The sequence below is a fragment of the Providencia sp. AGC89 genome (assembly GCF_053543535.1).
This window is the reverse complement of record NZ_JBIXLP010000060.1, coordinates 43,109-69,312: the sequence shown is the minus strand read 5'-3', so window position 1 is coordinate 69,312 and position 26,204 is coordinate 43,109. Positions and strand designations below refer to the sequence as shown.

22 protein-coding genes are annotated in these 26,204 nt (G+C 38.3%); 14 read left to right on the top strand and 8 right to left on the bottom strand.

What is annotated here, in order from left to right; genetic code table 11:
* Window positions 1–104: 104 nt before the first annotated feature.
* Entirely contained in the window at window positions 105–1,025 is a 921-nt protein-coding gene (gene galU / locus ACIPUA_RS08615) for a UTP--glucose-1-phosphate uridylyltransferase GalU (protein WP_042843637.1), read from the top strand.
* 427 nt (window positions 1,026–1,452) lie between these two features.
* Here galU and hns read toward each other — a convergent pair whose 3' ends face one another.
* Entirely contained in the window at window positions 1,453–1,863 is a 411-nt protein-coding gene (hns, locus tag ACIPUA_RS08610) for a histone-like nucleoid-structuring protein H-NS (RefSeq protein WP_042843638.1), read from the bottom strand.
* Between the two features lie 530 nt (window positions 1,864–2,393).
* Here hns and ACIPUA_RS08605 point away from each other — a divergent pair.
* Window positions 2,394–3,023 (top strand): thymidine kinase, encoded by a 630-nt coding sequence (locus ACIPUA_RS08605; RefSeq protein ID WP_449059563.1) that lies wholly within the window; start codon window positions 2,394–2,396, stop codon window positions 3,021–3,023.
* A 199-nt stretch (window positions 3,024–3,222) separates the two neighbouring features.
* Here the strand turns inward: ACIPUA_RS08605 and adhE are convergent, their stop codons facing one another.
* Window positions 3,223–5,913: a bifunctional acetaldehyde-CoA/alcohol dehydrogenase gene (adhE, locus tag ACIPUA_RS08600; protein WP_042843639.1), complete on the bottom strand. Its 2,691-nt coding sequence runs from the start codon at window positions 5,911–5,913 to the stop codon at window positions 3,223–3,225.
* Between the two features lie 465 nt (window positions 5,914–6,378).
* On the opposite strand from adhE, the gene ACIPUA_RS08595 reads away from it, so the two are divergent.
* The 7 genes from ACIPUA_RS08595 (at window position 6,379) to oppF (ending at window position 14,849) form a co-directional block, all read left to right on the top strand.
* Complete coding sequence (locus tag ACIPUA_RS08595) at window positions 6,379–7,023, top strand: YchE family NAAT transporter (protein WP_042843640.1); 645 nt, start codon at window positions 6,379–6,381, stop codon at window positions 7,021–7,023.
* A 558-nt stretch (window positions 7,024–7,581) separates the two neighbouring features.
* Window positions 7,582–9,195: an ABC transporter substrate-binding protein gene (locus ACIPUA_RS08590; protein WP_080972717.1), complete on the top strand. Its 1,614-nt coding sequence runs from the start codon at window positions 7,582–7,584 to the stop codon at window positions 9,193–9,195.
* Window positions 9,196–9,294: 99 nt separating this feature from the next.
* A complete protein-coding gene (gene oppA, locus ACIPUA_RS08585) occupies window positions 9,295–10,935 on the top strand; it encodes an oligopeptide ABC transporter substrate-binding protein OppA (protein WP_042843642.1) in 1,641 nt (546 codons plus the stop codon).
* A 72-nt stretch (window positions 10,936–11,007) separates the two neighbouring features.
* Complete coding sequence (gene oppB / locus ACIPUA_RS08580; protein ID WP_042843644.1) at window positions 11,008–11,928, top strand: oligopeptide ABC transporter permease OppB; 921 nt, start codon at window positions 11,008–11,010, stop codon at window positions 11,926–11,928.
* Window positions 11,929–11,942: 14 nt separating this feature from the next.
* On the top strand, window positions 11,943–12,851 hold the full coding sequence (gene oppC / locus ACIPUA_RS08575) for an oligopeptide ABC transporter permease OppC (protein ID WP_042843645.1): 909 nt from the start codon (window positions 11,943–11,945) through the stop codon (window positions 12,849–12,851).
* Between the two features lie 10 nt (window positions 12,852–12,861).
* Complete coding sequence (gene oppD / locus ACIPUA_RS08570) at window positions 12,862–13,851, top strand: ABC transporter ATP-binding protein (protein ID WP_042843646.1); 990 nt, start codon at window positions 12,862–12,864, stop codon at window positions 13,849–13,851.
* Window positions 13,848–14,849 carry a murein tripeptide/oligopeptide ABC transporter ATP binding protein OppF gene (oppF, locus tag ACIPUA_RS08565; protein WP_042843647.1) on the top strand — a complete coding sequence of 334 codons (1,002 nt, stop codon included), beginning with the start codon at window positions 13,848–13,850 and terminating at the stop codon, window positions 14,847–14,849. Before oppD ends, oppF begins: the two co-directional genes overlap by 4 nt.
* A 77-nt stretch (window positions 14,850–14,926) precedes the next feature.
* Here the strand turns inward: oppF and ACIPUA_RS08560 are convergent, their stop codons facing one another.
* Window positions 14,927–15,259: an HI1450 family dsDNA-mimic protein gene (locus ACIPUA_RS08560; protein WP_042843648.1), complete on the bottom strand. Its 333-nt coding sequence runs from the start codon at window positions 15,257–15,259 to the stop codon at window positions 14,927–14,929.
* A 22-nt stretch (window positions 15,260–15,281) separates the two neighbouring features.
* Window positions 15,282–16,742, bottom strand: coding sequence for a cardiolipin synthase (gene cls / locus ACIPUA_RS08555; protein ID WP_048607274.1), 1,461 nt, complete (start codon window positions 16,740–16,742; stop codon window positions 15,282–15,284).
* A gap of 287 nt (window positions 16,743–17,029) precedes the next feature.
* Between cls and ACIPUA_RS08550 the strand changes: the two genes are divergently transcribed.
* Both ACIPUA_RS08550 and ACIPUA_RS08545 read left to right on the top strand, forming a co-directional pair.
* A complete protein-coding gene (locus tag ACIPUA_RS08550) occupies window positions 17,030–17,203 on the top strand; it encodes a YciY family protein (protein ID WP_129465958.1) in 174 nt (57 codons plus the stop codon).
* A gap of 125 nt (window positions 17,204–17,328) precedes the next feature.
* Window positions 17,329–18,063, top strand: a complete 735-nt coding sequence (locus ACIPUA_RS08545; RefSeq protein WP_042843650.1) for a TonB family protein — start codon at window positions 17,329–17,331, stop codon at window positions 18,061–18,063.
* A gap of 71 nt (window positions 18,064–18,134) precedes the next feature.
* Here the strand turns inward: ACIPUA_RS08545 and yciA are convergent, their stop codons facing one another.
* Complete coding sequence (gene yciA / locus ACIPUA_RS08540) at window positions 18,135–18,563, bottom strand: acyl-CoA thioester hydrolase YciA (protein ID WP_042843651.1); 429 nt, start codon at window positions 18,561–18,563, stop codon at window positions 18,135–18,137.
* Window positions 18,564–18,842: 279 nt separating this feature from the next.
* Between yciA and ACIPUA_RS08535 the strand changes: the two genes are divergently transcribed.
* Window positions 18,843–19,040, top strand: a complete 198-nt coding sequence (locus ACIPUA_RS08535; protein WP_042843652.1) for a YqaE/Pmp3 family membrane protein — start codon at window positions 18,843–18,845, stop codon at window positions 19,038–19,040.
* Between the two features lie 67 nt (window positions 19,041–19,107).
* Here ACIPUA_RS08535 and ACIPUA_RS08530 read toward each other — a convergent pair whose 3' ends face one another.
* Entirely contained in the window at window positions 19,108–19,665 is a 558-nt protein-coding gene (locus tag ACIPUA_RS08530) for a septation protein A (RefSeq protein ID WP_042843653.1), read from the bottom strand.
* 225 nt (window positions 19,666–19,890) lie between these two features.
* Between ACIPUA_RS08530 and ACIPUA_RS08525 the strand changes: the two genes are divergently transcribed.
* Window positions 19,891–21,705 (top strand): SulP family inorganic anion transporter, encoded by a 1,815-nt coding sequence (locus tag ACIPUA_RS08525; RefSeq protein WP_080750848.1) that lies wholly within the window; start codon window positions 19,891–19,893, stop codon window positions 21,703–21,705.
* Window positions 21,706–21,814: 109 nt separating this feature from the next.
* On the opposite strand, the gene ACIPUA_RS08520 is transcribed toward ACIPUA_RS08525, so the two are convergent.
* Window positions 21,815–22,567, bottom strand: coding sequence for a YciC family protein (locus ACIPUA_RS08520; RefSeq protein ID WP_042843654.1), 753 nt, complete (start codon window positions 22,565–22,567; stop codon window positions 21,815–21,817).
* A 416-nt stretch (window positions 22,568–22,983) separates the two neighbouring features.
* Between ACIPUA_RS08520 and ompW the strand changes: the two genes are divergently transcribed.
* Window positions 22,984–23,634, top strand: a complete 651-nt coding sequence (ompW, locus tag ACIPUA_RS08515) for an outer membrane protein OmpW (protein WP_042843655.1) — start codon at window positions 22,984–22,986, stop codon at window positions 23,632–23,634.
* A gap of 356 nt (window positions 23,635–23,990) precedes the next feature.
* Here ompW and ACIPUA_RS08510 read toward each other — a convergent pair whose 3' ends face one another.
* Window positions 23,991–25,673: a ShlB/FhaC/HecB family hemolysin secretion/activation protein gene (locus tag ACIPUA_RS08510; RefSeq protein WP_071548129.1), complete on the bottom strand. Its 1,683-nt coding sequence runs from the start codon at window positions 25,671–25,673 to the stop codon at window positions 23,991–23,993.
* Window positions 25,674–26,204 lie beyond the last annotated feature (531 nt).

Sequence of the window (26,204 nt, the reverse complement as noted above, 5' to 3'; positions counted from 1 at the left end):
ATTTGGGATAATTTCCTGATATACTTCCGCGCACTTGAAATGCATCGCTAACATATTTGAACTATGGGGCTAAGATGCGTAGATATTATCTGGAGTTATGACAAATGACACAACGCAAGGTGCGTAAAGCTGTAATACCTGTTGCGGGCTTAGGGACGCGGATGCTACCGGCAACAAAAGCTATTCCAAAAGAGATGCTACCGATTGTTGATAAGCCGCTCATTCAATATGTAGTCAATGAGTGTATTGCTGCTGGGATCAATGAGATAGTTTTGGTTACCCATTCATCAAAAAACTCAATTGAGAACCACTTTGATACTAGCTTCGAGTTAGAGGCCATATTGGAAGCGCGTGTTAAGCGCCAGTTATTGGATGAGGTGCAATCTATTTGCCCAAGTCATGTTACTATCATGCAAACACGTCAAGGGATTGCGAAAGGGTTAGGGCATGCTATTTTATGTGCAAAACCATTAGTGGGTGAAGAGCCATTTGCTGTCATTTTACCTGATGTGATTTTAGACCGTTATAGCACGGATTTAACAAAATTTAATCTACGTGAAATGCTAGAACAGTACGAATCTACGGGGGCGAGCCAAATTCTGGTTGAACCTGTGCCCGAGCAAGAAGTTTCCAATTACGGTATTGTTGATTGTAATGGCGCAGTTCTGCAACCGGGGGACAGCAAAAAAATTATTCGCATGGTAGAAAAACCAAGTCGTGAAGAAGCCCCCTCCAATTTGTCTATTGTTGGTCGTTACGTTTTATCTGAAAAAATATGGGACGCATTAGCAAAAACAGTCCCAGGTGCTGGTGATGAAATACAGCTAACTGATGCAATCGCATTAATGATGGAAAATAATGAACCTGTAGAGGCTTACCACTTATGTGGTAAAAGTCATGACTGTGGAAATAAACTAGGTTACATGAAAGCATTTGTTGAATATGGAATGCAACATGACACTTTAGGAGATGACTTTACCCAGTGGTTGACAGAATTGTCGGCTTCATTGAACGCGCCGAAATAGAAAACTTATTTCAGTAAATTAATTCAAGGCTAACTAGACAAGTTAGCCTTTTTTATAGATAGAGATGAACTATTAACTATAAAGACTAAGTATTAAGGAGTAGAAGCGACTTTTCTACTCGTTGTTAATTTTACCTCCATGCAGTGCGATAAAAATAGCACTCAGTCACATTAAACAATTGCTTTTGAATTTAATAATGTCTAATTAAAATTACAAATCTTTACCTTGGCGTTTTTATTTAATTGTAAATATTTGATGATTAGTGCAATACCTATTAGAGGCTATAAATTAAGCAAGAATTGCAGGGGGAGCTAGTGGTTATAATGGTTAAGAGACTTTGTAGCTAGAGACTAATATAAAATAATATATAAAGGTACAAACAAAAACACCCTTTTAAAAAGGGTGTTTGGAATAAAAGATTAGGCGATTAGATCAAGAAATCATCTAATGATTTGCCTTGTTCTTCAATGGCAACTTTGATTACAGCTGGAGTACGGCCTTGGCCTGTCCACGTTTTAGTTTCACCATTTTCATCAACATATTTATATTTAGCTGGACGAGCTGCACGTTTAGCACGAGTGCTTGTGCCTTTACCTGAATCCATTGTTTGCAGAAGGTCATTTAAATCTACGCCTTGCTCAAGAATCATTTCACGAACTTTTTCCAGTTTACGGTTACGTTCTTCTAATTCTGCACGAGCTTGGTTTTCTTCATCACGACGTTCTTCAACAACGACGGTTAATTTTTCCAGCATTTCTTCTAACGATTCTAAAGTTACTTCGCGAGCTTGAGCACGAAGAGTACGGATGTTATTTAACGCTTTTAATGATTCGCTCATTTTCCTGGTCTCAAATTATTTGTTGGCATGTGTACAGTAATAATAGAATGCTATTTTAAATTCTGCAATAGCTAAATTACTTCTTTAGTTTAAAAGTTATCTTTTACGAATGCAATTTTTTTACAAAAGAAAAATAAAACTTTCGTAGATATATATACCGCTATTATCAATAACTGAACTAATGAAAAAAATAGCAATAAGAAAAAAACTTTGTGATTTAATATTTCGCAGTGCTTGTCGAAAGTCGCATTCTACTTTTACTCAGAATGAATTGAAGGGGGATACTAACTTAAATTTTCTTTTTTTGATGATGAATTTTAGCTTAACATGCTTTAGCTGATACGGTTTATAGTTAATATCAAATTGGTTTTTATTGTATATAAGGTAAGCTTTATTAGCGATAAGAAGCAAAATAATTGTAAAAAGGGTTAAATTTTCAATAAGTAAAGTGAGATAGTGTCATTTTGTTAATCTAACGATATGTTTTATGGTAAAATTATTGCGTATATTAATTGTGAGGAAACAGCCAGATGGCTCAGCTTTATTTTTATTATTCAGCAATGAATGCAGGCAAATCAACGTCGTTATTGCAATCATCGTATAACTATAATGAAAGAGGGATGCGTACCGTTATTTTCACAGCAGAGATAGATAATCGCTTTGCTCAGGGGAAAGTATCCTCGCGTATTGGTTTATTTGCTGAAGCGTTGGTTTATTCAACAACGACGGATATGGCAGAGGTTATTAAGCGCGAAAATCAGTTACAGAAAGTGCATTGTGTCCTTATTGATGAATGTCAGTTTTTAACAAAAAAACAAGTTGAAGAATTATGTGACATCGTTGATAACGAGGATATCCCTGTTTTGTGCTATGGACTTCGCACTGATTTTGCTGGGCAACTATTTGCAGGCAGTCAATATTTACTCGCATGGGCAGATAAATTGGTTGAGCTAAAAACCGTATGCTACTGTGGGCGTAAGGCTAATAAGGTATTACGTATAGGAAGTGATGGTATTGCTGTATATGAGGGTGCTCAGGTCGATATAGGCGGTAATGAAAAGTATATATCTGTTTGTCGTAAACACTATTCAGAAGCAATAAAACAAGCGCAAATGATGAATGAAGGGATAATTCCTAAAAAACCAATTCATTTTAGGTAGTTTTATATAGTTACGTGTATGGAAATAAAATAATTATTATAATCTCGTTATGCGAGTAGAAGGTGATATAAAACTAGCTATTAGGAAAAATCATATATATCAACGTTAATATTTAGTACGCCGCAACTCATTTTAAGTCCTCAAAAAAGGCACTGTTTCTATAACAGTGCCTTTGCTAATTTAATAATCTATAAATAAATTATTTTTTAGTGGTTTTCTTTTCAGCTGTTTTTTTCTGAGGAACTTTCTTTTCTATATGTTCGGTAACAGGTGCTGTTGAATGCTCAACAAAATCACGACCATAATAGGAATCCAATAATAATTGTTTAATTTCAGAGATTAATGGATACCTTGGGTTAGCACCAGTACATTGGTCATCAAATGCATCTTCAGACAGTTTATCTACGCGAGCTAAGAAGTCTGCTTCAGGTACCCCTGTCTCACGAATAGATTTTGGAATGCCTAAATCTGCTTTTATTTCATCAAGCCATGCTAATAATTTTTCAATTTTAGCGCCTGTACGATCCCCTGAATCAGTTAAACCGAGATGATCAGCAATTTCAGCATACTGTCGACGTGCGTGAGGACGGTCATATTGGCTAAAGGCTGTTTGCTTAGTTGGATTGTCATTCGCATTGAAACGGATGACATTACAAATCAATAGGGCATTGGCGAGGCCATGTGGAATATGGAACTCTGAACCTAGTTTATGTGCCATTGAGTGACATACCCCTAAGAACGCATTCGCAAATGCAATACCTGCAAGGGTAGCCCCATTATGTACACGCTCCCTAGCGACAGGGTTTTTAGCACCTTCGTGATAGCTGGCAGGTAAATAATCTTTTAATAAACTTAATGCTTTAAGCGCTTGGCCATCGGTAAATTCGTTAGCTAGCACTGAAACATAAGCTTCTAATGCATGGGTCACTGCATCTAGACCGCCAAAGGCAGTTAAAGATTTAGGCATATTCATGACTAAGTTTGCATCAACGATAGCCATGTTCGGGGTGAGTGCGTAATCCGCTAATGGATATTTTTGACCTGTTTTATCATCAGTCACAACCGCAAACGGCGTAACTTCAGAGCCAGTACCCGAAGTAGTTGTAATCGCAACTAGTTTCGCTTTAACGCCCATTTTAGGGAAGCGGTGAATACGTTTGCGAATATCCATAAAGCGTAGCGCGAGCTCTTCAAAGTGTGTTTCAGGATGTTCGTACATGACCCACATAATTTTCGCTGCATCCATCGGTGAACCACCACCTAATGCAATAATAACATCAGGGTTGAATGCTTGCATTTGGGCAGCGCCTTTACGTACAACTGTTAATGTTGGGTCTGCTTCAACTTCAAAGAATACGTCTGTTTCAATGTGGTGTTTTTTGAGTACATTGACTACTTCATCAACATAACCATTATTGAATAAATAACCATCAGTGACGATAAAGGCACGTTTCGCACCGTCAGTTGCAATCTCTTCAAGGGCGATAGGTAGGCAACCACGACGGAAGTAGATTGAATTTGGTAGTTTATGCCATAACATGTTTTCAGCTCTCTTCGCCACAGTTTTAGTGTTGATCAAGTGTTTTGGCCCGACGTTTTCGGAAATAGAGTTACCCCCCCAAGAGCCACAACCCAATGTGAGAGAAGGAGCTAGTTTGAAGTTGTATAAGTCACCAATACCACCTTGCGAGGCCGGCGTATTAATTAAAATACGTGCTGTTTTCATTTTTTGGCCGAAGTAGTTCACTCGTTCATGTTGATTGTCTTGGTCGGTGTATAAGCAAGAAGTATGGCCAATCCCTCCCATTTCGACTAATTGTTCAGCTTTGGAGACGGCATCTTCAAAGTTTTTACCACGATACATGGCTAAGAGCGGGGACAGTTTTTCATGGGCAAAGGGTTCTGAATCATCAATAACTTTAACTTCACCTATCAAGATTTTAGTCGTGATAGGGACAGTGATGCCCGCCATTTCGGCAATTTTAACAGCAGGTTGGCCCACAATGGCAGCATTTAAATTACCATTTTTCAAAATGATTTCTTGAACCGCTTTAAGTTCTTTACCTTGCAGTAAATAGCCGCCATGGCTGGAAAAACGCTCACGAACTTGGTTGTAGATCTCATCCACAACAACAACGGATTGTTCTGAGGCGCAAATAACGCCGTTATCGAAGGTTTTTGACATGAGAATCGATGCAACAGCACGTTTGATATCTGCTGTTTCATCAATCACAACAGGGGTATTACCCGCACCGACACCAATCGCTGGCTTACCAGAGCTATAGGCTGCTTTAACCATACCTGGTCCACCTGTCGCTAAAATCAGGTTAATATCAGCGTGGTGCATCAATGCATTGGATAATTCAACGGAAGGGGAATCAATCCAGCCAATAATATCTTTTGGTGCACCTGCAGCAATAGCGGCATTAAGTACTATTTCAGCTGCACGATTGGTTGCATTTTTCGCACGTGGATGTGGAGAGAAGATAATGGCATTACGTGTTTTTAGACTAATTAATGATTTAAAAATTGCAGTTGAGGTTGGGTTAGTGGTTGGCACAATGCCACAAATAATACCGATAGGCTCTGCAATCGTTATTGTTCCAAATGTTGGGTCTTCAGATAAAGTCCCACAGGTCTTTTCGTCTTTATAGGCATTATAGATATACTCAGAAGCAAAATGATTTTTTATCACTTTATCTTCAATAATACCCATTCCAGATTCTTCAACAGCGAGTTTTGCTAGGGGGATACGTGCATCAGCGGCAGCGAGAGCAGCAGCACGAAATATTTCGTCAACTTTTTCTTGTGAGAAAGTCGCGAATTCGCGTTGAGCTTTTTTGACACGAGCAACGAGTTCATTGAGTTCGGTAACGTTAGTTACAGACATATAGATTACTCCTGATAAATGTTAAACTTTTTAAGCCAATGAGCAATGTATCGACAAACTGGGCGAAAAAGACTGCCTAAAAGTGAAAGTATAGATAATTCTAATAATAACGCTGCTCATCATCGCCTATTGGCTTAAAAATCTTATTAATCCTGTCTATCAGTTAAGAATAGATTAACAAAATAGGAATTAAATAAAGTGATCTAAATCACGAAAATGCCAAGCTGACACCTTTCAGCAGGCTTGTATTCATATACGTTATGTAAGTGTTATTGTTCTATGACTTAATTTAATATGACTAATACATTTGTGGGGAAAAATTCATTCATTACTCACTAAAATAACAAGGAAATTTAGTTTGTTATAGAAAAAATTATTTCGCGCAAGGAAATTAGCACCAGAGGTGATAAAATTAGAAAAGGTATCAATGCATCTCTTAAGAGAACTGTTTAAGGAAATGGCTGAGTGAGCATCGCATTACTCGATTTATCTGGTTACATTAAATTTTTTATTGGTCTTTTTGCACTTGTAAACCCAGTAGGCATTCTACCTGTGTTTATTAGTATGACTAACTATCAAAGTAATGCAGGGAGAAATAAAACTAATACTGTAGCGAATACTTCAGTCGCTATTATTTTATGTACTTCACTACTCATAGGTGACTCAATACTTCAGTTGTTTGGTATCTCCATCGATTCATTTCGCATCGCAGGGGGGATATTAATTGTGACAATCGCAATGTCGATGATTAGTGGAAAAATTGGTGAAGATAAACAGAATAAGCAAGAAAAAACAGAAACTGCAGTAAGAGATAGTATTGGTGTTGTCCCGTTAGCACTACCACTAATGGCCGGTCCGGGGGCAATTAGTTCTTGTATTGTGTGGTCATCTCGTTGGCATGGTTGGCAAAACTTTTTGGGTTTAGCGCTGACCAGCATTCTCTTTGCATTTTGTTGTTGGTTGCTATTTCGTTCAGCATCTTTACTTGTTCGTTACCTTGGCCAAACTGGGATTAACGTTGTAACTCGTATTATGGGGCTGTTGCTTATGTCGTTAGGGATTGAGTTTATCGTGACAGGGGTTAAGGCGTTATTTCCTGGGTTGTTATAATTTTTATTCTTTTGCCTATCTAGCTATCTTTGTTGGTTGCAGTGGTTTGTTGCAGCCAACATTCCCTCGAATTGTATTTTCTACTTCTGAATACTAACCATTCATATACAGACTACTTTTATTACCCTCAGATGTCCTCAAAATTAGAGTAATTAACAATTACGGATAACAAATATGTTAACTGTAATTATATGTCGCATTTTTTGCTAAAGCAGGGATAAAAAGTAAGAAATTGTGAGCTACGTAAATTTATTCACTATTCTAATTAGTGTTTGTTAATGATATGTTTGGAACCACAAAAAAGGCGATACTGCTTTTTGGGTGCGGTAATTTTTTTATCATAATGTTATTAAAGTATATTTTTTACTTTTGCATGATTATTTGAATATTCATATAAAGTTTTTATGCGCAAAAATGTTAAAAACTTGTTATTGATATTTATTGGGGAGAGCGCTATTTACTTTAATAAACAGCAAACTTGATAGTTATAACAATCAACTAATTTTGTAGAGAAGGCTGCTAATGCAGTGATAGCGCCATCAATTAATCATGAGGGATATGATGATCAAATCAAAAATGGGTTTTGGTGCACTCTCGATATTATTTATTACGCTTCAGGCTAATGCGACAGATACGGCAATTAAGTCACCGCAGGTGATCACGATAAACAATGGCTCAGAAGTCACATCACTTGACCCTCATAAAGTGGAAGGGGTACCAGAAAGCAATATTATTTTAAACTTACTTGAAGGGTTAGTGTACAGCGATATCGACGGAAAAGTAGCGCCTGGGGTCGCGGAAAGTTGGACAAATGACAATTATATAACGTGGGTTTTCACTTTACGGCAAGGGGCTAAATGGAGTGATGGTACGCCAGTTACTGCTGAAGATTTCGTTTATAGCTGGCAGCGGTTATCGGACCCAAGTACAGGGTCTCCTTATTCGAGTTATTTACAAAATGCGTATATTTTAAATGCCGATGCTATTTTAGCCGGTAAATTACCTCCGACGGCGTTGGGTGTTAAAGCGCTTGATCCTCAGCATTTACAAGTAACACTTAGCCATCCAGTTCCCTATTTTGTCGATATGCTTTCTCATACATCATTGAAACCTGTTAATAAGAAGGCAATAGAGCAGCACGGTGAAAAATGGACTCAACCACAAAATTTTGTAGGCAATGGGGCTTATTTACTTGATAAGTGGGTCGTTAATGAACGTATTGTAGTAAAACGTAACCCATATTATTGGAACAATGACAGTAGCCGTATAGATCAAGCTACATTTTTAGCGATTACCTCAGAGGTCAGTGATATTAACCGTTACCGTAGTGGTGAGATAGATATCAGCAATTCTGCAATCCCGCCTGTTCTGTATAAAAAAATGCAGCAAGAAAAGCCGGATGAACTGTATGTTCGCCCTTATTTATGTACATTCTATTATGAAATAAATAACCAGAAACCGCCATTCAATGACCCACGAGTACGTGAGGCAATTAAGCTAGGGTTAGATCGAGAGACAATAACCAATAAAGTTATGGCGCAAGGGCAAGTCGCAGCTTATGGGTTTACACCAACTTTTATCAATAATGGGAATTTTACGTTACCTGAATGGGCCGATTTAACCCAAGAACAGCGTTATAAGAAGGCCAAAGAGTTACTTTTAGAAGCCGGTTATAATAAAGCAAACCCGTTAAAATTTTCATTACTCTATAACACTTCTGATCAGAATAAACAGCAAGCTATCGTCGCAGCCTCTATGTGGAAAAAAAATATAGGGGCGCAGGTGACTTTACAAAACCAAGAATGGAAGACGTCATTACAAAGCCGTCATGAAGGCCATTATGACGTCGCTAGAGCGACTTGGTGTGCAGATTATAATGAGCCTACTGCTTTTCTAAACATGATGTTGTCACAAAATAGTAATAATACTGCATTTTATAGTAATCCTGCTTTTGATGCGTTACTTGCACAGGCTTTAACTGCTCCTGATGACCAATCTCGTCATGCTATATATCAGCAAGCTGAAGCCTTGTTGGACAAGGACTCGGCCATAGTTCCTGTTTATTATCGCGTTAGTGCGCGCATGATAAAACCTACGATTAATGGATTTAAAGGCAAAGACCCTCTTGATTATACGGATATTAAACGGTTATATATAAATGAACCTAATTAATAATATCTAAATAATTATAAAAAGTGTTCACTATTCTAGGTTTTAGTGAATATGAACAACACACAATCATAATAAATATGAACGGGAGTAACCGATAAGATGAGTAAATTAATCAATAAATCGATTATTGCACTTAGCGTGACCGCAGGGCTGGCTGTGGGGTCAATAGCGACGAGTTTTGCGGCAGTTGTTCCTGCGGGTGTGGAACTTGCAGAGAAGCAGGTGATGGTGCGTAATAATGGGTCGGAACCTCAATCGTTAGACCCGCATAAAATTGAAGGGGTACCTGAGTCAGCATTAGCGCGGGACCTTTTTGAGGGGATCACAATTGTCGGCCCTGACGGTGAGATTTTACCTGGCTCAGCAGTTAGCTGGGAAAATAAAGATTTTAAAGAGTGGACGTTTAAAATACGTGATGATGCAAAATGGTCCAATGGTGACCCTGTCACAGCAGAGGATTTTGTCTATAGTTGGCAACGTTTAGCAGACCCTGATACGGCATCACCTTACGCAAGTTACTTACAGTATGCACATATTCAAAATGTTGACGATATTATTGCAGGTAAGAAAAAGCCTCAAGAGCTTGGTGTTAAGGCTCTTGATGATAAGACATTAGTTATTTCACTTAGCGAAGCCGTACCTTATATTCCTAAGTTATTAGCTCACTCATCTATGTCGCCAGTGAATAAAAAAACCATCGAACAGCATGGCGCAAAATGGACTCAGCCACAAAATTTCGTGGGTAATGGCGCGTATAAATTAAAAGGTTGGACGGTGAATGAACGTATTGTGTTAGAGCGTAGCCCTAGTTATTGGGATAATGCGAATACTGTGATTGACCAAGTGACTTTCTTACCGATTTCTTCCGAAGTGACTGATGTTAACCGCTATCGTAGTGGTGAAATCGATATGACTTATAGTAATTTACCGATTGAGCAGTTTAAAAGCTTACAACAAAATATGCCAAATGAGTTAAAAGTGAGCCCATATCTGTGTACTTACTATTATGAAATCAATAATGAGAAACCACCGTTTAATGATCCGAAAGTCCGCGAAGCTCTAAAATTATCCATGGATAGAGATATCATTACTTATAAAGTGAAGGCGCAAGGAGATATCCCAGCGTATGGCTTTACTCCTCCATTTACCAGCGGAATGAAAGCTGAAAAGCCTGACTGGTATGCGAATATGACCCAAGAGCAACGCAATGAAAAAGCCAAACAGTTACTTGAAGAGGCCGGCTACAATAAAGGGAACCCATTAAAATTCAATTTACTGTACAACACTTCAGATTTACATAAACGTATCGCAATAGCCGCTTCTTCTATGTGGAAAAAGAATATAGGCGCGGAAGTTAAATTAGAAAACCAAGAATGGAAAACTTTTTTAGATAGCCGACATCAAGGTAATTATGATGTTGCTCGTGCTGGTTGGTGTGCTGATTATAATGAACCGTCATCTTTCCTCAATATGTTACTTTCCTACAGCAGTAATAATACCGTTCACTATAAAAATACAGATTTTGATGCCGTAATGAAAAAAACATTGCAAGTCAAAACAGATGAAGAGCGGGCGGCGCTCTATCAGCAGGCTGAAGAATTACTCGATAAAGACTCAGGTGTTGTTCCTCTTTACTACTACGTTAATACGCGTTTGGTAAAACCTTATGTTGGTGGTTACAGTGGCAAAGACCCGTTAGATAACCTGCATACTAAAGACTTATATATTATCAAACACTAATAAACTTGTTCTGGCTCCATTTAGTGTGGAGCCAGATATTAGCCTAATAGGCAATAGATGTAGGAAAGAGCAATGTTTAAATTCATTTTGCGTCGGTTGCTAGAAGCGATCCCGACGTTACTGATCCTTATTACAATCTCATTTTTTATGATGCGCTTGGCGCCAGGAAGCCCTTTTACAGGGGAACGTAAACTCCCGCCTGAAGTTATGGCCAACATTGAAGCGAAATATCATCTCAATGACCCAATGTATAAACAGTATTTCAATTATTTGATTCAGTTATCCAAAGGGGATTTTGGCCCATCATTTAAATACAAAGATTATAGTGTTAATGACCTCGTCGCTAAGGCTTTCCCAGTGTCAGCAAAGTTAGGTGCAACGGCATTTATTATTGCGGTTCTTTTTGGTGTTTCAGCCGGGGTTATTGCGGCGCTAAACCAAAATACTAAATGGGATTTTACAGTCATGGGGTTTGCCATGACGGGGGTTGTCATCCCCAGCTTTGTTGTAGCACCACTATTGGTGCTGATTTTTGCCATTCATTTGAAATGGCTCCCTGGTGGTGGCTGGGATGGCGGTAACCTTAAACACATGGTTTTACCCATGGTTGCATTGTCATTAGCTTATATTGCTAGTATTTCCCGTATAACTCGCGGGTCGATGATCGAGATTATGCACTCAAATTTTATTCGTACTGCACGCGCGAAAGGGTTACCCCTAAGAACTATTATTCTACGTCACGCATTGAAACCGGCTTTGCTTCCTGTGCTTTCTTATATGGGGCCTGCATTCGTTGGGATCATTACGGGGTCAATGGTCATTGAGACAATTTTTGGCTTACCGGGCATTGGCCAGCTTTTTGTTAATGGGGCACTTAACCGTGACTATTCATTAGTACTAAGTTTAACAATTTTAGTGGGTGTATTAACCATTGCATTTAATGCAATTGTTGATGTGTTGTATGCCGTTATTGACCCTAAAATTCGTTACTAAGCCGGAGAAACGCTATGATATCGAATCAGCAAAATAGTGAAGCTCTGGAGCATTTTTCGGAGCAGTTAGATATTGAAGGGCGCAGTTTATGGCAGGATGCAAGGCGTCGCTTTATCCATAATCGAGCCGCAATCGTCAGTTTGTTTGTGTTATTTTTAATCACAATGTTTGTGATTTTTGCCCCTATGCTATCCCCATTTTTATATGATGATACCGATTGGGAAATGATGTCCATGCCACCAGATATGGCGACGGGGCACTATTTTGGCACTGATGCATCAGGTCGAGATTTACTCGTCAGAGTTGCGATTGGTGGGCGAATTTCCTTAATGGTTGGGGTTGCAGCTGCGTTAGTTGCAGTTATTGTTGGTACTTTGTATGGTTCATTGGCAGGTTATATTGGCGGGAAGGTTGATTCCCTGATGATGCGCTTGCTAGAAATTTTAAACTCATTTCCGTTTATGTTTTTCGTCATTTTATTAGTGACCTTATTTGGTGCAAATATTTTATTGATATTTGTGGCGATTGGTATGGTCTCATGGCTCGATATGGCACGTATTGTGCGTGGGCAAACACTGGGATTAAAACGTAAAGAGTTTATCGAGGCAGCCCTTGTTTGTGGTGTCAGTACGCGGCAGATTATTTTACGCCATATTGTCCCTAATGTTTTGGGGGTTGTTGTGGTATATGCCTCATTATTAGTACCAAGTATGATTTTATTTGAATCTTTCTTAAGCTTTTTGGGGTTAGGAACGCAAGAACCACTAAGTAGTTGGGGGGCTTTGCTCAGTGATGGGGCTAATTCAATGGAGGTTACTCCATGGTTATTGCTGATCCCAGCGGGTTTCTTGGTCATTACACTATTTTGTTTTAACTTTATCGGGGATGGGCTGCGCGATGCTCTTGACCCGAAAGATCGCTAGAGGGAAACACATGTCAAATAATGCAATAAAAACCCCTCTGTTATCAGTAAAAGATCTCAGCGTTAATTTTGCCACTCAAGATGGCAGTGTAACGGCGGTTAATAAATTAAATTTTGAGTTAAGTGCAGGGGAAACACTCGGCATTGTCGGTGAATCGGGTTCTGGTAAATCACAAACTGCTTTTGCATTAATGGGTCTATTAGCTAAAAATGGCCGGATCAATGGGTCAGCGGTATTTAATGGACGTGAAATACTGAATTTAAGGGAGAAAGAATTAAACCGGATGCGGGCCGAAGAAATTTCAATGATATTTCAAGACCCAATGACATCGCTCAATCCTTATTTAAAAATTGGCACTCAATTATCTGAAGTTTTAATGCTTCACAAGGGTATGAGTAAAAATGAGGCTTTTGAAGAGTCTGTTAGGATGCTTGATGCAGTTAAAATGCCTGAAGCGCGTAAACGGATGAATATGTATCCTCATGAATTTTCAGGGGGAATGCGCCAGCGAGTGATGATTGCTATGGCATTATTATGTCAGCCTAAGTTGTTAATAGCAGATGAGCCTACAACGGCGCTTGATGTTACTGTGCAAGCACAAATCATGACGTTGCTTAATGAATTAAAACAAGAATTTGATACTGCGATTATTCTGATCACGCATGACCTTGGGGTAGTAGCTGGCGTTTGCGATAAAGTTCTTGTGATGTATGCTGGGCGAACGATGGAATATGGTACCGCTCGAGATATATTTTATCATCCTTCTCATCCGTATTCTCTTGGTTTATTAGCTGCGGTTCCCCGTCTTGACGGTGATGATGAGAGCCTAGCAACAATACCGGGTAATCCACCAAACTTATTAAGGTTACCCAAGGGTTGCCCATTTTCACCGCGTTGCCAATATGCCACACAGCAGTGTGTGGATAATGAACCCGTATTAACAACCTTTGAACAAACACGTTTACGCGCCTGCTTTAAGCCTATGGAGGAACTTGTATGAGCACTCATGAGAATAGGCCGGTTTTATTAGAGGTGAACGACTTAAAAGTCCATTTTGAGATTAGGGATAAAAAACAATGGTTTTGGCAACCTAATAAAAGCTTAAAGGCCGTTGATGGGGTAACATTGCGGCTGTATGAAGGCGAAACCTTAGGTGTTGTGGGTGAGTCGGGATGTGGTAAATCGACATTTGCTCGGGCATTGATTGGCTTAGTCAAAGCCACAGATGGCACGGTGAGTTGGTTAGGGCAAAACTTATTAGGTAAAAGCGATAAAGAATGGCGGCGTGTACGTAGTGATATCCAAATGATTTTTCAAGATCCATTAGCGTCGTTAAACCCGCGTATGACGATTGGGGATATTATTGCTGAGCCGTTGAAAACGTATCATCCTAAAATGTCACAGCTTGAAGTCACCGAAAAAGTGAAAAAAATGATGATGCGTGTAGGGCTGTTGCCAAATTTGATTAACCGCTATCCTCATGAATTTTCAGGTGGGCAATGTCAACGAATAGGTATTGCTAGGGCACTGATCTTAGAGCCTAAATTAGTGATTTGTGATGAACCCGTATCTGCATTGGATGTTTCCATTCAAGCACAAGTGGTTAATTTGTTGCAAGAATTACAACGGGAAATGAAGTTATCATTAATATTCATTGCTCACGATTTAGCTGTCGTTAAGCATATTTCTGACCGTGTATTGGTTATGTATCTGGGGCATGCGGTAGAGCTTGGTACATATGATGAGGTGTATAATAACCCCTTGCATCCTTATACTCGGGCTCTCATGTCTGCGGTGCCAGTTCCTGACCCCGATAAAGAAAAAAACAAAGAAATTGAGCTACTTGAAGGGGAGTTGCCATCCCCCATAAACCCACCTTCCGGGTGTGTGTTTAGAACCCGTTGCCCATTAGCAGATGAAGAGTGCGCAAAAACACGACCCTTGCTAGAAGGGAGCTTTAAACATGCGGTATCTTGTTTGAAAATTGACCCGCTTTAAGGGATAACATTAATTTTGTTGTAAATAAAACAGAGCGTTTTGCTCTGTTTTATTTGTTAGCCATAGCGGTTATTACGCTATTTTTTCCATAAAATGTGATGAAATGGTTTAGAAGGGTGACGGCTAATTAAAATACGGGCAAAAATATCATTCAGTTCTGCATCAGGGGTTTCAGCCAGCCCAATAACCACTTCACTTAATGCATTTAAATCAACTTGTTCCGTGATGATATTTTGCCAATTATCACTCAAAGGGGCTATTTCTGCCGCCCCTAGTTCTTCAAACTGTAACGCAAAAATGAGTTGATCTGCGGGTTCTAAATGGGTCATTGCACCTTCAAGAAACAGGTCATAAGCAATTTCAATGATGTCATCCTCATCAATTAACCGGGTAAATTGTTTTTCTGTCATGACCTTTCCTAATTAATTCAATTTATAACAATGGACTAAAGAAGTAACAAATACGTTCAACGACACGATTCCAGAAAGGGCGCTGTTCCCATTCTTCAATTTCTAACCGTGTTGAACGAGCGATGTAATCATACTGTACTAGTGTCAGATCGCTACCAAAACTTTTATCATCAATGACCACGGTAATTTCGAAGTTTAACCATAAACTACGCATATCTAAGTTAACCGAACCAACTAGACTGAGCTCCCCATCCACAAGGACGCTTTTAGTGTGCAGCAAACCATCTTCAAACTGGTAAATTTTAACACCTGCTTCTAATAATTCACTATAAAATGAACGGCTTGCCCAGCGTACAAGAAAAGAATCATTTTGACGCGGCATAATGATACTAACATCTACACCGCGCATTGCTGCAGTGCAAATCGCGTGGAGTAAATCATCACTTGGCACAAAATAAGGGGTCGTCATGATCAGTTGTTTCCGAGCGGAAAACATTGCTGTCATTAAGGACTGTTGGATCAGTTCATCGGGGAAACCAGGGCCTGATGCGATAATTTGGGTGGTATGACCGTTTGCTTGCTCAAATGGCATTATATTGCTGTCTGGTGGCGGTGGGAGAACACGTTGGCCTGTTTCCATTTCCCAGTCAAAGGCATAGACAATGCCGAGGGTTGTACTGACAGGACCTTCCATGCGAACGAGAATATCAACCCACTCACCGACGCCCGAATCTTGTTTAAAATAACGAGGATCAACCATATTCATACTTCCAGTATATGAAATATAGTTATCAATAACGATTATTTTACGATGCTGACGTAAGTCCATGCGGCGTAAGAAAAAACGCATTAAATTGACTTTAAGAGATTCAACAAACTCAATGCCAGCAGCTCGCATTTTTGCTGGGTAGTCGCTCCGGAAAAAATGCCAACTTCCTGCTGAGTCGACCATAATACGGCATTTAACGCCACGCTTTGCCGCATTCAATAAAGCTTCGGTAACACCATCGACTAAGCCACCCGGCTGCCAAATATAAAACACCATTTCGATAGAGTGCTGGGCGTTGTTGATATCATTGACAATCGCTTTCAGTGAATCTTCGCATGTAGTTAATAACTGGATTCGGTTGCCTTTAACACCAGCAACTCCTTGACGTTTTTCCACTAATTGAAAAAGTGGCTCAGCGACACGGCTATTTTCGGTTGCAAAGATGTGTTTTGAACTGCGTAAATTTTCCAGCCATGTAGCAACAGAAGGCCACATATGATGCGCTTTATCAACACGGCGTTTTCCGAGGTGGAGTTCACCAAAAGCCACATAAGCAATGATACCGACTAAAGGGAGAATATAGATAATCAGAAGCCATGTCATGGCAGAGGTGACAGGCCTTCTTTTGACTAAAATGCGGACAGTGACTGCTGCAATGATTAGCCAATAAAGGAAAAATAAAAGCCAACTCATAAGTGTATAGACGGTTGCCATAGTGGATCACATGCCTCACTGATAAGGGAATCGGGTTAAAGAAAGACGACCTAGTTAAAAAAACCGTTAGTAAAATATCAACTTAATAGAATTTAGCAAAATTTTGCAGTAAAAGCTTTGTGAAATAGGCAAAATCATTAGGAAATAATGATTGCATATATTGATAATATCAATGAGATATTAAATTGTAAGAGAAACTGTCTCAAAAAGTTCCCCTTGGTTCTTTTTTACAAAAGAATATAATATTTTTTTGACGTTATTTTTTGATGATAAAAGGACAAAATAAAATGAGACGTAGTAGGCATGAAGTGGGGCGCTGGCGGATGTTAAGGCAGACCCTTCGTCGCCGTAGACGCTGGCTGGAAGGGCATTCTAGGCGGAATATGCACATTTATACAATGCGCAAAATCGATGTGTACCGTCGTCGCCATTCGCTACTTTTTACTCAATGGATTGAATAAGGTTATTAAAGCGCACATTCACATTTTTCACTTTGTATGACAAAGCTTATTGAATATGATTGCTATTTGCATTTAAACTATTGGGCATATTATTATAGTTAGACTGGTGTAGGTAGAAATTGCATATGCGTTGGATCCGTTGGACTTTAATTATCGTCATTTCATTATCTATTCATGCAGGCCTTGCGATGGCATGGATTTTTAATCAACCTAATTTGGCCAGAGATCCTGAACCAATGACGATAGCAATGATTAGTTTTGCTGCCCCTGAACCTGCATCTGAGCCTGCTCAACCTGTTGAGACGCCAGTAGAGCCAGAGCCGGTTGTTGAACCAGAACCTGTTGTTGAGCCCGAACCGGAGCCTGTTGTTGAGCCAGTCATTGCATTACCAAAGAAAAAACCTGAGGTGAAAAAGAAACCTAAACCTAAACCTAAACAGGAAGAAAAGAAAAAAATTAAAGAAGAGGTCAAGCCAGTAGAAAAACAACTGGCGATGAGCAACTTAAAGTCCGATGCAGATGCGCCTAAAACTAATAATAATGCGGTTACTACAGCAAAAAATGCAGGAACAAGCAGCAAAACCTCGAATAAAAGTGGGCCAAAAGCATTACATAAACAGCCACCAATGTATCCGGACCGCGCCCGTCGTTTAGGTAAAGAAGGGTATGTTAAAGTACGTTATGATATCGACGACTCAGGCCGGGTTACCAATATTGAGTTTGTTGAAGTTTCACCGAAAGGTTTATTTGAACGCGAAGTTAAACGTGCCATGAACCGCTGGGCTTATGAAAAACAACCTGCTAAAGGGTATGTAACGGAGATTTACTTCAAATTGGATGGAACTGTGAGCCAAGTTTAGGCACTCGTTTTTCATAAAAAAAGCACCTTATGCCATTACTGCGCAAGGTGCTTTTTTATAAATAATATCAATTAATCAAACTGTTGTTCTGAACTTGCTAACTGAAAATGTTGTTTTTCTATGGGGAGTGCCCTAGTTGTATTGTCGTCATTGACAGCAACATAGGTGAATACCGCATCAGTGGCTTGATATCGTTGACCAACAGGTGCTGTAGCCACTTTTTTTACCCACACTTCGATATTAATAGTGATTGAGCTTTTGCCTGTTTTTAAGCAACGGGCGTAACAGCAAACGACATCCCCTACCGCAACAGGCTTTTGGAATTTAATACCATTTACAGCGACGGTGACCACACGGCCAAGTGCAATTTCTTTAGCTAAAATAGCACCACCAATATCCATTTGCGACATTAACCAGCCACCAAAAATATCACCATTTGCGTTAGTGTCTGCGGGCATGGCTAACGTTCGTAAAACCAATTCACCGTTTGGTAATTGCATATTTGACTCTTATTAAAAAGGATAAACATATTGATTTGGCATTTATAGCAAATTACATATGTAGTCGTAAACAATAACCATTAAGTTATCCATTGTTTACGCACCTATAATTGATTTAATGTAAAAATAAGAGGGGAAACCCGCCATGTTGCTTCTAAATTCACCAAAAAGATATAGTTATGCAAAGAATAAACAAGAAGTGTGTTTTACGTTTAGTCAACTGATTAGATTGTTTATACTATAATAAATTAATATTGGTAACTCACTGTGGGAGATAACATGAGACTGTTATTAGCAATATTATTACCTTGGTTACAGTTTTTCACGATAGGCCGTCCTTTTGCTGGCATTATTTGCTTGGTTCTTCAAATAACACTTATTGGCTGGCTACCGGCTGCAATTTGGTCAGTATATGCGTTATCGCAATACAATACAGATAAAAAAATTGAAAAAGCATTTGGTGAGAAGCGATATTAATATTTAACGAGTAAAAAAAACCTGCGAAATAATATTTGCAGGTTTTTTTTGTGTTTTATCACCAGTATTACTCTTCGTGTTTTTCTATCGGCTCTTTAGTCATATTTTTAAAAATATAGACAACGCTCAGTACAGTAAATATCAACGTACCAGCAGTAAGACCAAACACTTTAAAGTTTACCCAAATATCTTGTGCCATCCAAAATGCAACATAGATATTGAGAAGAGCACAGAAAATAAAGAAAATAGCCCAAGCGCTATTTAGTTTAGTCCAATAGCTGTCAGCAAGTTTAATTTCTTGATTACTACCTAACATTCTTTGAATTAATGGTTTTTCAGTAAACCATTGGCTAAACAATAATGCCCCTGCAAAGGCTGCATAAATGATGGTGACTTTCCACTTAATAAAGGCATCACTATGAAATATAAGGGTTAAAGCTGCAAACCCCATTACGATTGCACAGGTGATTTTCGCCACCTTTTCAACTTTTTTATAAATAAGGTATGTCGCTAACAAAGCAAGAGGTGTTGCTACCATTAGTGCGCCACTTGCGTAGAAAATGTCATATCTTTTATAGACGATGAAAAATATGATTAAAGGGATAAAATCAATAAGTTGTTTCATAACAGTGAATAAAGCGCCTCAACGTAAAGATAATGGAGTAGTTTAACTGATTTTGACCATAATTGTTAAAAGTTTGCACCTTTTTACCAATAAATACGCTTTGTTACCAAAGATATTTGCACTATTTTACTATTATTTGACTTACTTCTAGATAAACTTTATTAGTTCAGCTATATATAGTGTTAAAGCTAATTTAACTTACTAATTTATAGGTATTTTTCATCAATGATAAAGGCGAAGCTGTTTGCTTGGATGCCAGGGTTAGAAACGCTGTTTAATTACCAACTTTCAGATCTTGGCCCTGATGTAAAAGCAGGCTTGTCTGTTGCTGCTGTTGCTTTGCCTGTCGCAATTGCTTATGCCGAATTAATGGGGATGAATGCAATCGTTGGGCTTTACTCCTGTATTTTACCCATGTTTTTTTATGCATTATTTGGGACATCCAAACAATTGATTATCGGCCCCGATGCAGCAACCTGTGCGGTGATTGCAGCAGCAGTTGCACCGCTTGCGATGGGGGATGATGATGTCCGTTGGCAATTGGTCATGGTAATGAGCTTCATGACAGGGATTTGGTGTTTGATTGCAGCTAAATTTCGCTTGGGAACATTCGCTGACTTTTTGTCTCGCCCCATATTGCAAGGGTTATTAAATGGGGTTGCATTAACTATTATCGTTAGTCAAATTAGTAAGGTTTTTGGTATCAGTACATTACCAGCCGGTTTTATTGAACGTTTAGTCGCTTTACCTTTAGCATTAAAAGAGACACATATTCCGACATTATTAGTTGCGGTGACGACGTTAGCGATTACGCTTGCGATTAAGCGTGTTCGCAGTAAATGGCCTTCTTTACTCATTGCAATGATTTTAGCCACCGCGGCTAGTGTTGCATTTAATCTTGAGCAATATGGCGTGAGTACTGTTGGTGATTTAGGTGATGGGCTTCCGTATGTTCCGCTGCCTGATTTCCCTCCGGGGCTAATTCGTGATTTGGTTATCCCATCTTTAAACTTAGCGGTGATTAGCTTTGTGAGTTTTATGATGACTGCCCGCAGTTTTGCCAGTAAAAATGGCTACACGGTTGATGCAGACCAAGAACTTAGGGCATTAGGCGTAGCGAATATTGCATCCGCTTTGGCGCAAGGCTTTGCGGTAAGCGCAGCAAGCAGCCGTACTGCAGTGAATGATATGATGGGGGGGAAAACTCAGTTAGTCTCTATTGTCGCGGCTTTAACTATTTTAGCTGTCTTACTTTTTTCAATAAACTTATTAGAATATATTCCGATGCCTGCATTGGGTATGGTACTGATTATTTCGACATTTTCCTTATTGAGCTTCCGTAGTATTTTTTCGATGCGTAAACGCAATCGACAGGCATTTTTCTTATGCGTGTTTACGCTATGCGCTGTACTTGTTGTCGGGTTAATTAGTGGTGTGGGGTTGGCGGTATTATTGGGGTTGTTGCAGTTTATTCGGATAATATTTAGGCCTACAGACCAGTTATTAGGTGTCGATGAACAAGGAATGCTGCATTCTATGGCGCCTGAGAATGGTATTCAACAAATTGATGGGGTTTTAATTTATCGGTTTAATTCACCATTAACTTATTTTAACGTGAATTATTTTAAAGAACGATTAAACAAGCATATAGATAATCAATTAAAAAGGCCTGCTTGGGTAATTGTGGATGCGGCAGTTAGCTTCACGCATAATGATGTGAGCGTATTTTCAGCGCTAAATGATATTGTTACCTCATTGAAAGCCAAAGGGGTAACTCTTGTACTTGCAGGTCGTAGGACTTCGGTAAAACGGTGGTTGGAACAAAATAAAATCAGTCGCTCTGATGATGATTTATTGGTTGTGCCTGATATTTATTTTGCTATTCGACTTATTCAGAGTAAACAGCAAGTACAAATAAAAACAGTTGAAGATAGAAAGTCTGAAGCAGACAGAAAATCGTTAGAGACATTCGATGGTGAAAAAACTGAACCACTGAATTCAAAAATTGACCTAGAGCCAGAACAGCCCAAAGAAGTATGATTAATGTGTTGGTAGGGTGTTTTTAGGAATAAAATACTTGATGGGCCTTATTCGGTGTTTAATAACGCGAAGATAAATGGGGGATTAGCTCCCCCATTTACCCTTTAGATCAATTCTTAGCGACTAACATGTATAGGCGATAAAAATAAATTAAAGCAAAGGCTGCAACGAAATTATTAAGTAAGAAGGAAACCCCGTTAACAGCAATATGATTCATATTTAAGCTACCCAAGAGAACGCTAACCAGCATTTGTGCAGCCATCCAAATTAATACCATTGGCAATGCAATGCGCCAGTTTGCATAAGCCATTTTCCAACTTTTACCCATAGCACTAAACGGGTTTGTACGCTCACTCATTAAGATAGCAGGGGCTAAAGAGAAGCCAATAGCTAATACAATTCCAGGTAGCACCATGATGGTGATACCTAATTGGATAAGTAAAGAGCAAACAACTAATAGAAGAAACATTGATGGTGCTTTGTTTAAAGATGCGGTGAGCGCCTGAATACCCGATAGGTGTTCACCACGAGACAGACCAGCAATATAAGATAGAGTGCCGCAAATAAGGACTAAACTGCCCAGAGTAACCGAGAGAATTAACCCAAAAGAAACGCGTAAGATACTACTTTTATCTTCTTCTGAAAGGCCTAGTATCCAGTCTTGTAAGCCGGAGTTACCAGACTCAATCATTTTAGTCTGTGCTTGCGCTAGCACGCCTATCATTTGCTCGCTAGGGATCATCATTGCGTAAATCGCAAGGCTTACTACGGTTGCTGACAACACAATAGTAAACAGGCCACTCAATTGGTTTTTAAAAAAATTGACGCTATCACTGATGAGTGAGTTGGCCGAAATGGACATTTAACTGCTCCTATCTACAAACGGGTCAAGAGTTTCAGCCAATTGTAACCGAGTATCAGGGCTAGAGGTAGAGAAAGATAAGAAAATTCGGAATGTTAACAACTCTAATCAGTAAGATATTTGGAGCAATATAAGTAAGTTAATGCGCGAAATCTAAAGATAATTACTTATGTTGTATATTTAATGCACGTTTAAAATGCAGGATTAATATAAATAAATTATAATCAATTTTATATTTTATTGGTTATTTCCTAAAAATTGATTTAAATCAAAATTAAAAAAAATGTAAATGAAATAATAAACTCATATTTATCGGGTTGCCTATAAATAAGCAAAAGATGTGATCTTGATTTGAACATCAATTTAAATAATACGGTATATTTTCCTAAAATAAAAACACAGGAATGGGATTGATAATGAAAAAACTCACTGCGCTTGTATTAGCAGCTGCAACTTTAGCTCCAGCAGTTTCTATTGCACATGAAGCTGGCGATTTTCTTTTCCGCGCTGGTACTGCAACAGTCAGACCAAATGTTGGAGGAGATGATGTAAAAATTAATGGTCTAGGTAACCTAGGTACATTTGGTGCTAATAATAATACTCAATTAGGTTTAACTTTTGGGTATATGATCACCGATAATATTGGTGTGGAATTATTAGCTGCAACTCCATTTGAACATAAAGTAGGAACCGGCCCAACGGGTAATATTGCAACAGTAAAACATTTACCACCAACTTTAATGGCTCAATATTATTTTGGTAGTAAAGAAGATAAATTACGTCCTTATTTAGGTGCAGGTGTTAACTATACCTTTTTCTTTGATGAGAAATTCAATTCTACCGGAAAAAATGCAGGTTTATCTGATCTAGACATGTCAAGCTCTTGGGGCTTTGCAGCACAAGCTGGTATGGATTATATGCTGACTGACAACTGGATGTTAAACGCATCACTGTGGTGGATGAATATTGAATCAGACGTGAAATTTAAAGCGGGTGGTGAGAAGTATAAAGTTGACACTCGTTTAGACCCATTTGTATTTATGTTCGGAGCAGGTTATCGCTTCTAAGTTTTTGATAGGATGCAATGCAGGGTAGTACCTGAATTCTAATGGATTAGATTGCAGTAGGAAATCCGAGAATATTTATATTCTCGGATTTTTTGTTTTTAATGACGTCTTATATTTAATAAAATTACATGAAAGCAAAAATAAACAATAATTAACACGTAGATGAAGGAGGCTAAGTTATAATCAGTATAATATTTTTAGTGATAGCAAAGGGGGACTTTTTCAATATGTGATTATTTTGGTGCTGTTGAATTTTTTAAAATACAAGATGAAAACGAATAAATTAAATAGTAGGGCATAAAATAAAAAAGGCTGAAAGTAGTGATTTACAGTCAACCTTAAATATTAAATTAATTTTACCAGAACCATTGAACATTTAAACCAGCATTGACACTATTGGTTTCATATTCATCAGGTTTATACAGTGGGACGCCTAAAAATAGGTCATAACTGAATATCTTGATATTTCCTCTAACCCCTAAAGCCGTCCCTAATAGTTGGTCATCAGAGTATAAGCCTAAAGGATAAACACCGCCCAATATACGGCCATAATCAATCGCATAATAAGGGTAGAAAGAAAAACCAGGTACGTAGAAATTAAACTCATTACGCAAATAGAAGCCTTTATCACCAATTAATGAGAATTCTTCATCAAACCCACGTACAGTCCAGCGGTTACCTAATGAAAACTGGTCTTGAATAGTTAGGCGATCCGGTGAATATTGTACAAATAATTGCGGGTTATAGCTCATAATGAAATCATCAAAAACAATAGGGATCATACCTGAAATATCAGCGGATAAGACACGTCCCATTGTACTTACATCACCATAACGCATATCCCAGCTTTCTTCCGCACCAAACCAAGGAACATTGCGTTGATAATATATTGAAGCATCAACAGTCGCATTATCAATATTTTGTCTATGGTTAACACCGAGTTTAATACTAGTTAGATCCCGTTGTTGTGAGAGTAGGCTAACATCTTCTAATTTATATTTAGACTTACGCTTTATAAGCTGAAGTGATGCGGTATCTTTAAAAGTTTGCCCCCTAAGAAATACATTACTTGCTGTAGCATTAAAGTATTTGCTATCACCATAATATTTATAGCTGGCCATAGTATCATTAATTGTCTGTTTATACTCACTTTTACTTGCATAAAGTGAGTATAGCCAATAATTGTAAGGGACAGCATAATAGATAGCCGCGTTACTTGTGCTATTGCGAGCTTGGTTTTTTAGGTTTTTACCCGCGCTGACATAGAGGGTATCGTTTAAACTGGTTAAGTTATTGCCATATACCGTTACACCAACCTGATCTTTACCAGTTTGGCGGCTTCCTGAGTTATTATAATAACCACCGACATTGATGTGGGGCGATTTTTCTCGTTGGATAACAATATCCGTTGTGGAAAACTCTTTGCCTGGTCTTAGTTCAATATTAGCTTTGGCGCCAGGGATCCGCTCAAGGTTTTCTAGTCCTTGTTCTATATCGCGAATATTGAGAAGGTCACCTTCTTTTGCGGGCATAATCGCACCTAAGGTAATATAGCTATCACTGTCTTTCGCCAGTTGTACGTTTGAGACTTTACCCGGAATTATTTGTAAGGTTAAAGTCCCATTACTAATATTTTGTTCAGGAATAGTCACACGGGTAGTGACATAACCTGATCTTATAATCTTATCTTGTAAGCCTTTAGCTAAGGTTTCGACGCCATTGATACCTAGACAAATTCCTACCACTTGATTAGCATAAGTTTCTAAAGGTCGCATGGAAGGGAGTTTAGGTTCAGAAAGCAAAATGACCTGCTTCATGTCAAAGCAATCTTTTTCATCGTCAAAAACTAGAATATTATTATCTCGTTCTCTTGTTTTGCTTAATGCGTCTTTTGTTTCTAGTTGAACTTGTTGTTGCCGAGACCTATCTTGGCTATTTTGATTATTGATTTGTTGGTCTAACACCTGAGAGGCATTTCCTGATGCGTATAAAGGAAAAGACAACAAGGTTGCCGATAAAAAAAGAAATCGAAAATTCATGAGCACCACATTTTTTAAATTGAAACAATAAAATTGTTCTTATGATTAAATATTGTTAATTAGAAAGGTATGAAAAGTATTTCATTATTTCATATCGGAGTAATCTTGTGTTTTTTTATTTTTAATATTATTTCCATATATATATCCCTATAATAAATTTATTGTTGAGTATTAATCGAATTTACGTATGGTTTCATTTGCTATAAATTATGCGATAAAATTTTAATAATTAATAATTAATTATACTAACTGAGAACGGAGGAAATAAAAAAGTAGTTAGTTCCGATATTTCACTCAATATGCAATAAATCTATTGTGAAACTCATTAATTTTAAATGAATCAATCGGTTGCATTTACACTAAATCAGCTTAAATAAGTTTTTTTACTTAATGTAAGAGAGGGGGGGATTTAGTTGGAATAATATTAATTATCAGATTGCCTTAAGATTATTGTGTTGGTATAAGAAATAATGACTAGATGGTCAACTAGGTATTTTTAATTTAAACCACACTCTAATTTGGAGTTAATAT

What these genes read in the sequence shown, in the direction of transcription:
- galU (WP_042843637.1), top strand. Translation starts at nt 105, where the DNA reads ATGACACAACGCAAGGTGCGTAAAGCTGTAATACCTGTTGCGGGCTTA.
- hns (WP_042843638.1), bottom strand. Translation starts at nt 1,863, where the DNA reads ATGAGCGAATCATTAAAAGCGTTAAATAACATCCGTACTCTTCGTGCT.
- ACIPUA_RS08605 (WP_449059563.1), top strand. Translation starts at nt 2,394, where the DNA reads ATGGCTCAGCTTTATTTTTATTATTCAGCAATGAATGCAGGCAAATCA.
- adhE (WP_042843639.1), bottom strand. Translation starts at nt 5,913, where the DNA reads ATGTCTGTAACTAACGTTACCGAACTCAATGAACTCGTTGCTCGTGTC.
- ACIPUA_RS08590 (WP_080972717.1), top strand. Translation starts at nt 7,582, where the DNA reads ATGATGATCAAATCAAAAATGGGTTTTGGTGCACTCTCGATATTATTT.
- oppA (WP_042843642.1), top strand. Translation starts at nt 9,295, where the DNA reads ATGAGTAAATTAATCAATAAATCGATTATTGCACTTAGCGTGACCGCA.
- oppB (WP_042843644.1), top strand. Translation starts at nt 11,008, where the DNA reads ATGTTTAAATTCATTTTGCGTCGGTTGCTAGAAGCGATCCCGACGTTA.
- oppC (WP_042843645.1), top strand. Translation starts at nt 11,943, where the DNA reads ATGATATCGAATCAGCAAAATAGTGAAGCTCTGGAGCATTTTTCGGAG.
- oppD (WP_042843646.1), top strand. Translation starts at nt 12,862, where the DNA reads ATGTCAAATAATGCAATAAAAACCCCTCTGTTATCAGTAAAAGATCTC.
- oppF (WP_042843647.1), top strand. Translation starts at nt 13,848, where the DNA reads ATGAGCACTCATGAGAATAGGCCGGTTTTATTAGAGGTGAACGACTTA.
- ACIPUA_RS08560 (WP_042843648.1), bottom strand. Translation starts at nt 15,259, where the DNA reads ATGACAGAAAAACAATTTACCCGGTTAATTGATGAGGATGACATCATT.
- cls (WP_048607274.1), bottom strand. Translation starts at nt 16,742, where the DNA reads ATGGCAACCGTCTATACACTTATGAGTTGGCTTTTATTTTTCCTTTAT.
- ACIPUA_RS08550 (WP_129465958.1), top strand. Translation starts at nt 17,030, where the DNA reads ATGAGACGTAGTAGGCATGAAGTGGGGCGCTGGCGGATGTTAAGGCAG.
- ACIPUA_RS08545 (WP_042843650.1), top strand. Translation starts at nt 17,329, where the DNA reads ATGCGTTGGATCCGTTGGACTTTAATTATCGTCATTTCATTATCTATT.
- yciA (WP_042843651.1), bottom strand. Translation starts at nt 18,563, where the DNA reads ATGCAATTACCAAACGGTGAATTGGTTTTACGAACGTTAGCCATGCCC.
- ACIPUA_RS08535 (WP_042843652.1), top strand. Translation starts at nt 18,843, where the DNA reads ATGAGACTGTTATTAGCAATATTATTACCTTGGTTACAGTTTTTCACG.
- ACIPUA_RS08530 (WP_042843653.1), bottom strand. Translation starts at nt 19,665, where the DNA reads ATGAAACAACTTATTGATTTTATCCCTTTAATCATATTTTTCATCGTC.
- ACIPUA_RS08525 (WP_080750848.1), top strand. Translation starts at nt 19,891, where the DNA reads ATGATAAAGGCGAAGCTGTTTGCTTGGATGCCAGGGTTAGAAACGCTG.
- ACIPUA_RS08520 (WP_042843654.1), bottom strand. Translation starts at nt 22,567, where the DNA reads ATGTCCATTTCGGCCAACTCACTCATCAGTGATAGCGTCAATTTTTTT.
- ompW (WP_042843655.1), top strand. Translation starts at nt 22,984, where the DNA reads ATGAAAAAACTCACTGCGCTTGTATTAGCAGCTGCAACTTTAGCTCCA.
- ACIPUA_RS08510 (WP_071548129.1), bottom strand. Translation starts at nt 25,673, where the DNA reads ATGAATTTTCGATTTCTTTTTTTATCGGCAACCTTGTTGTCTTTTCCT.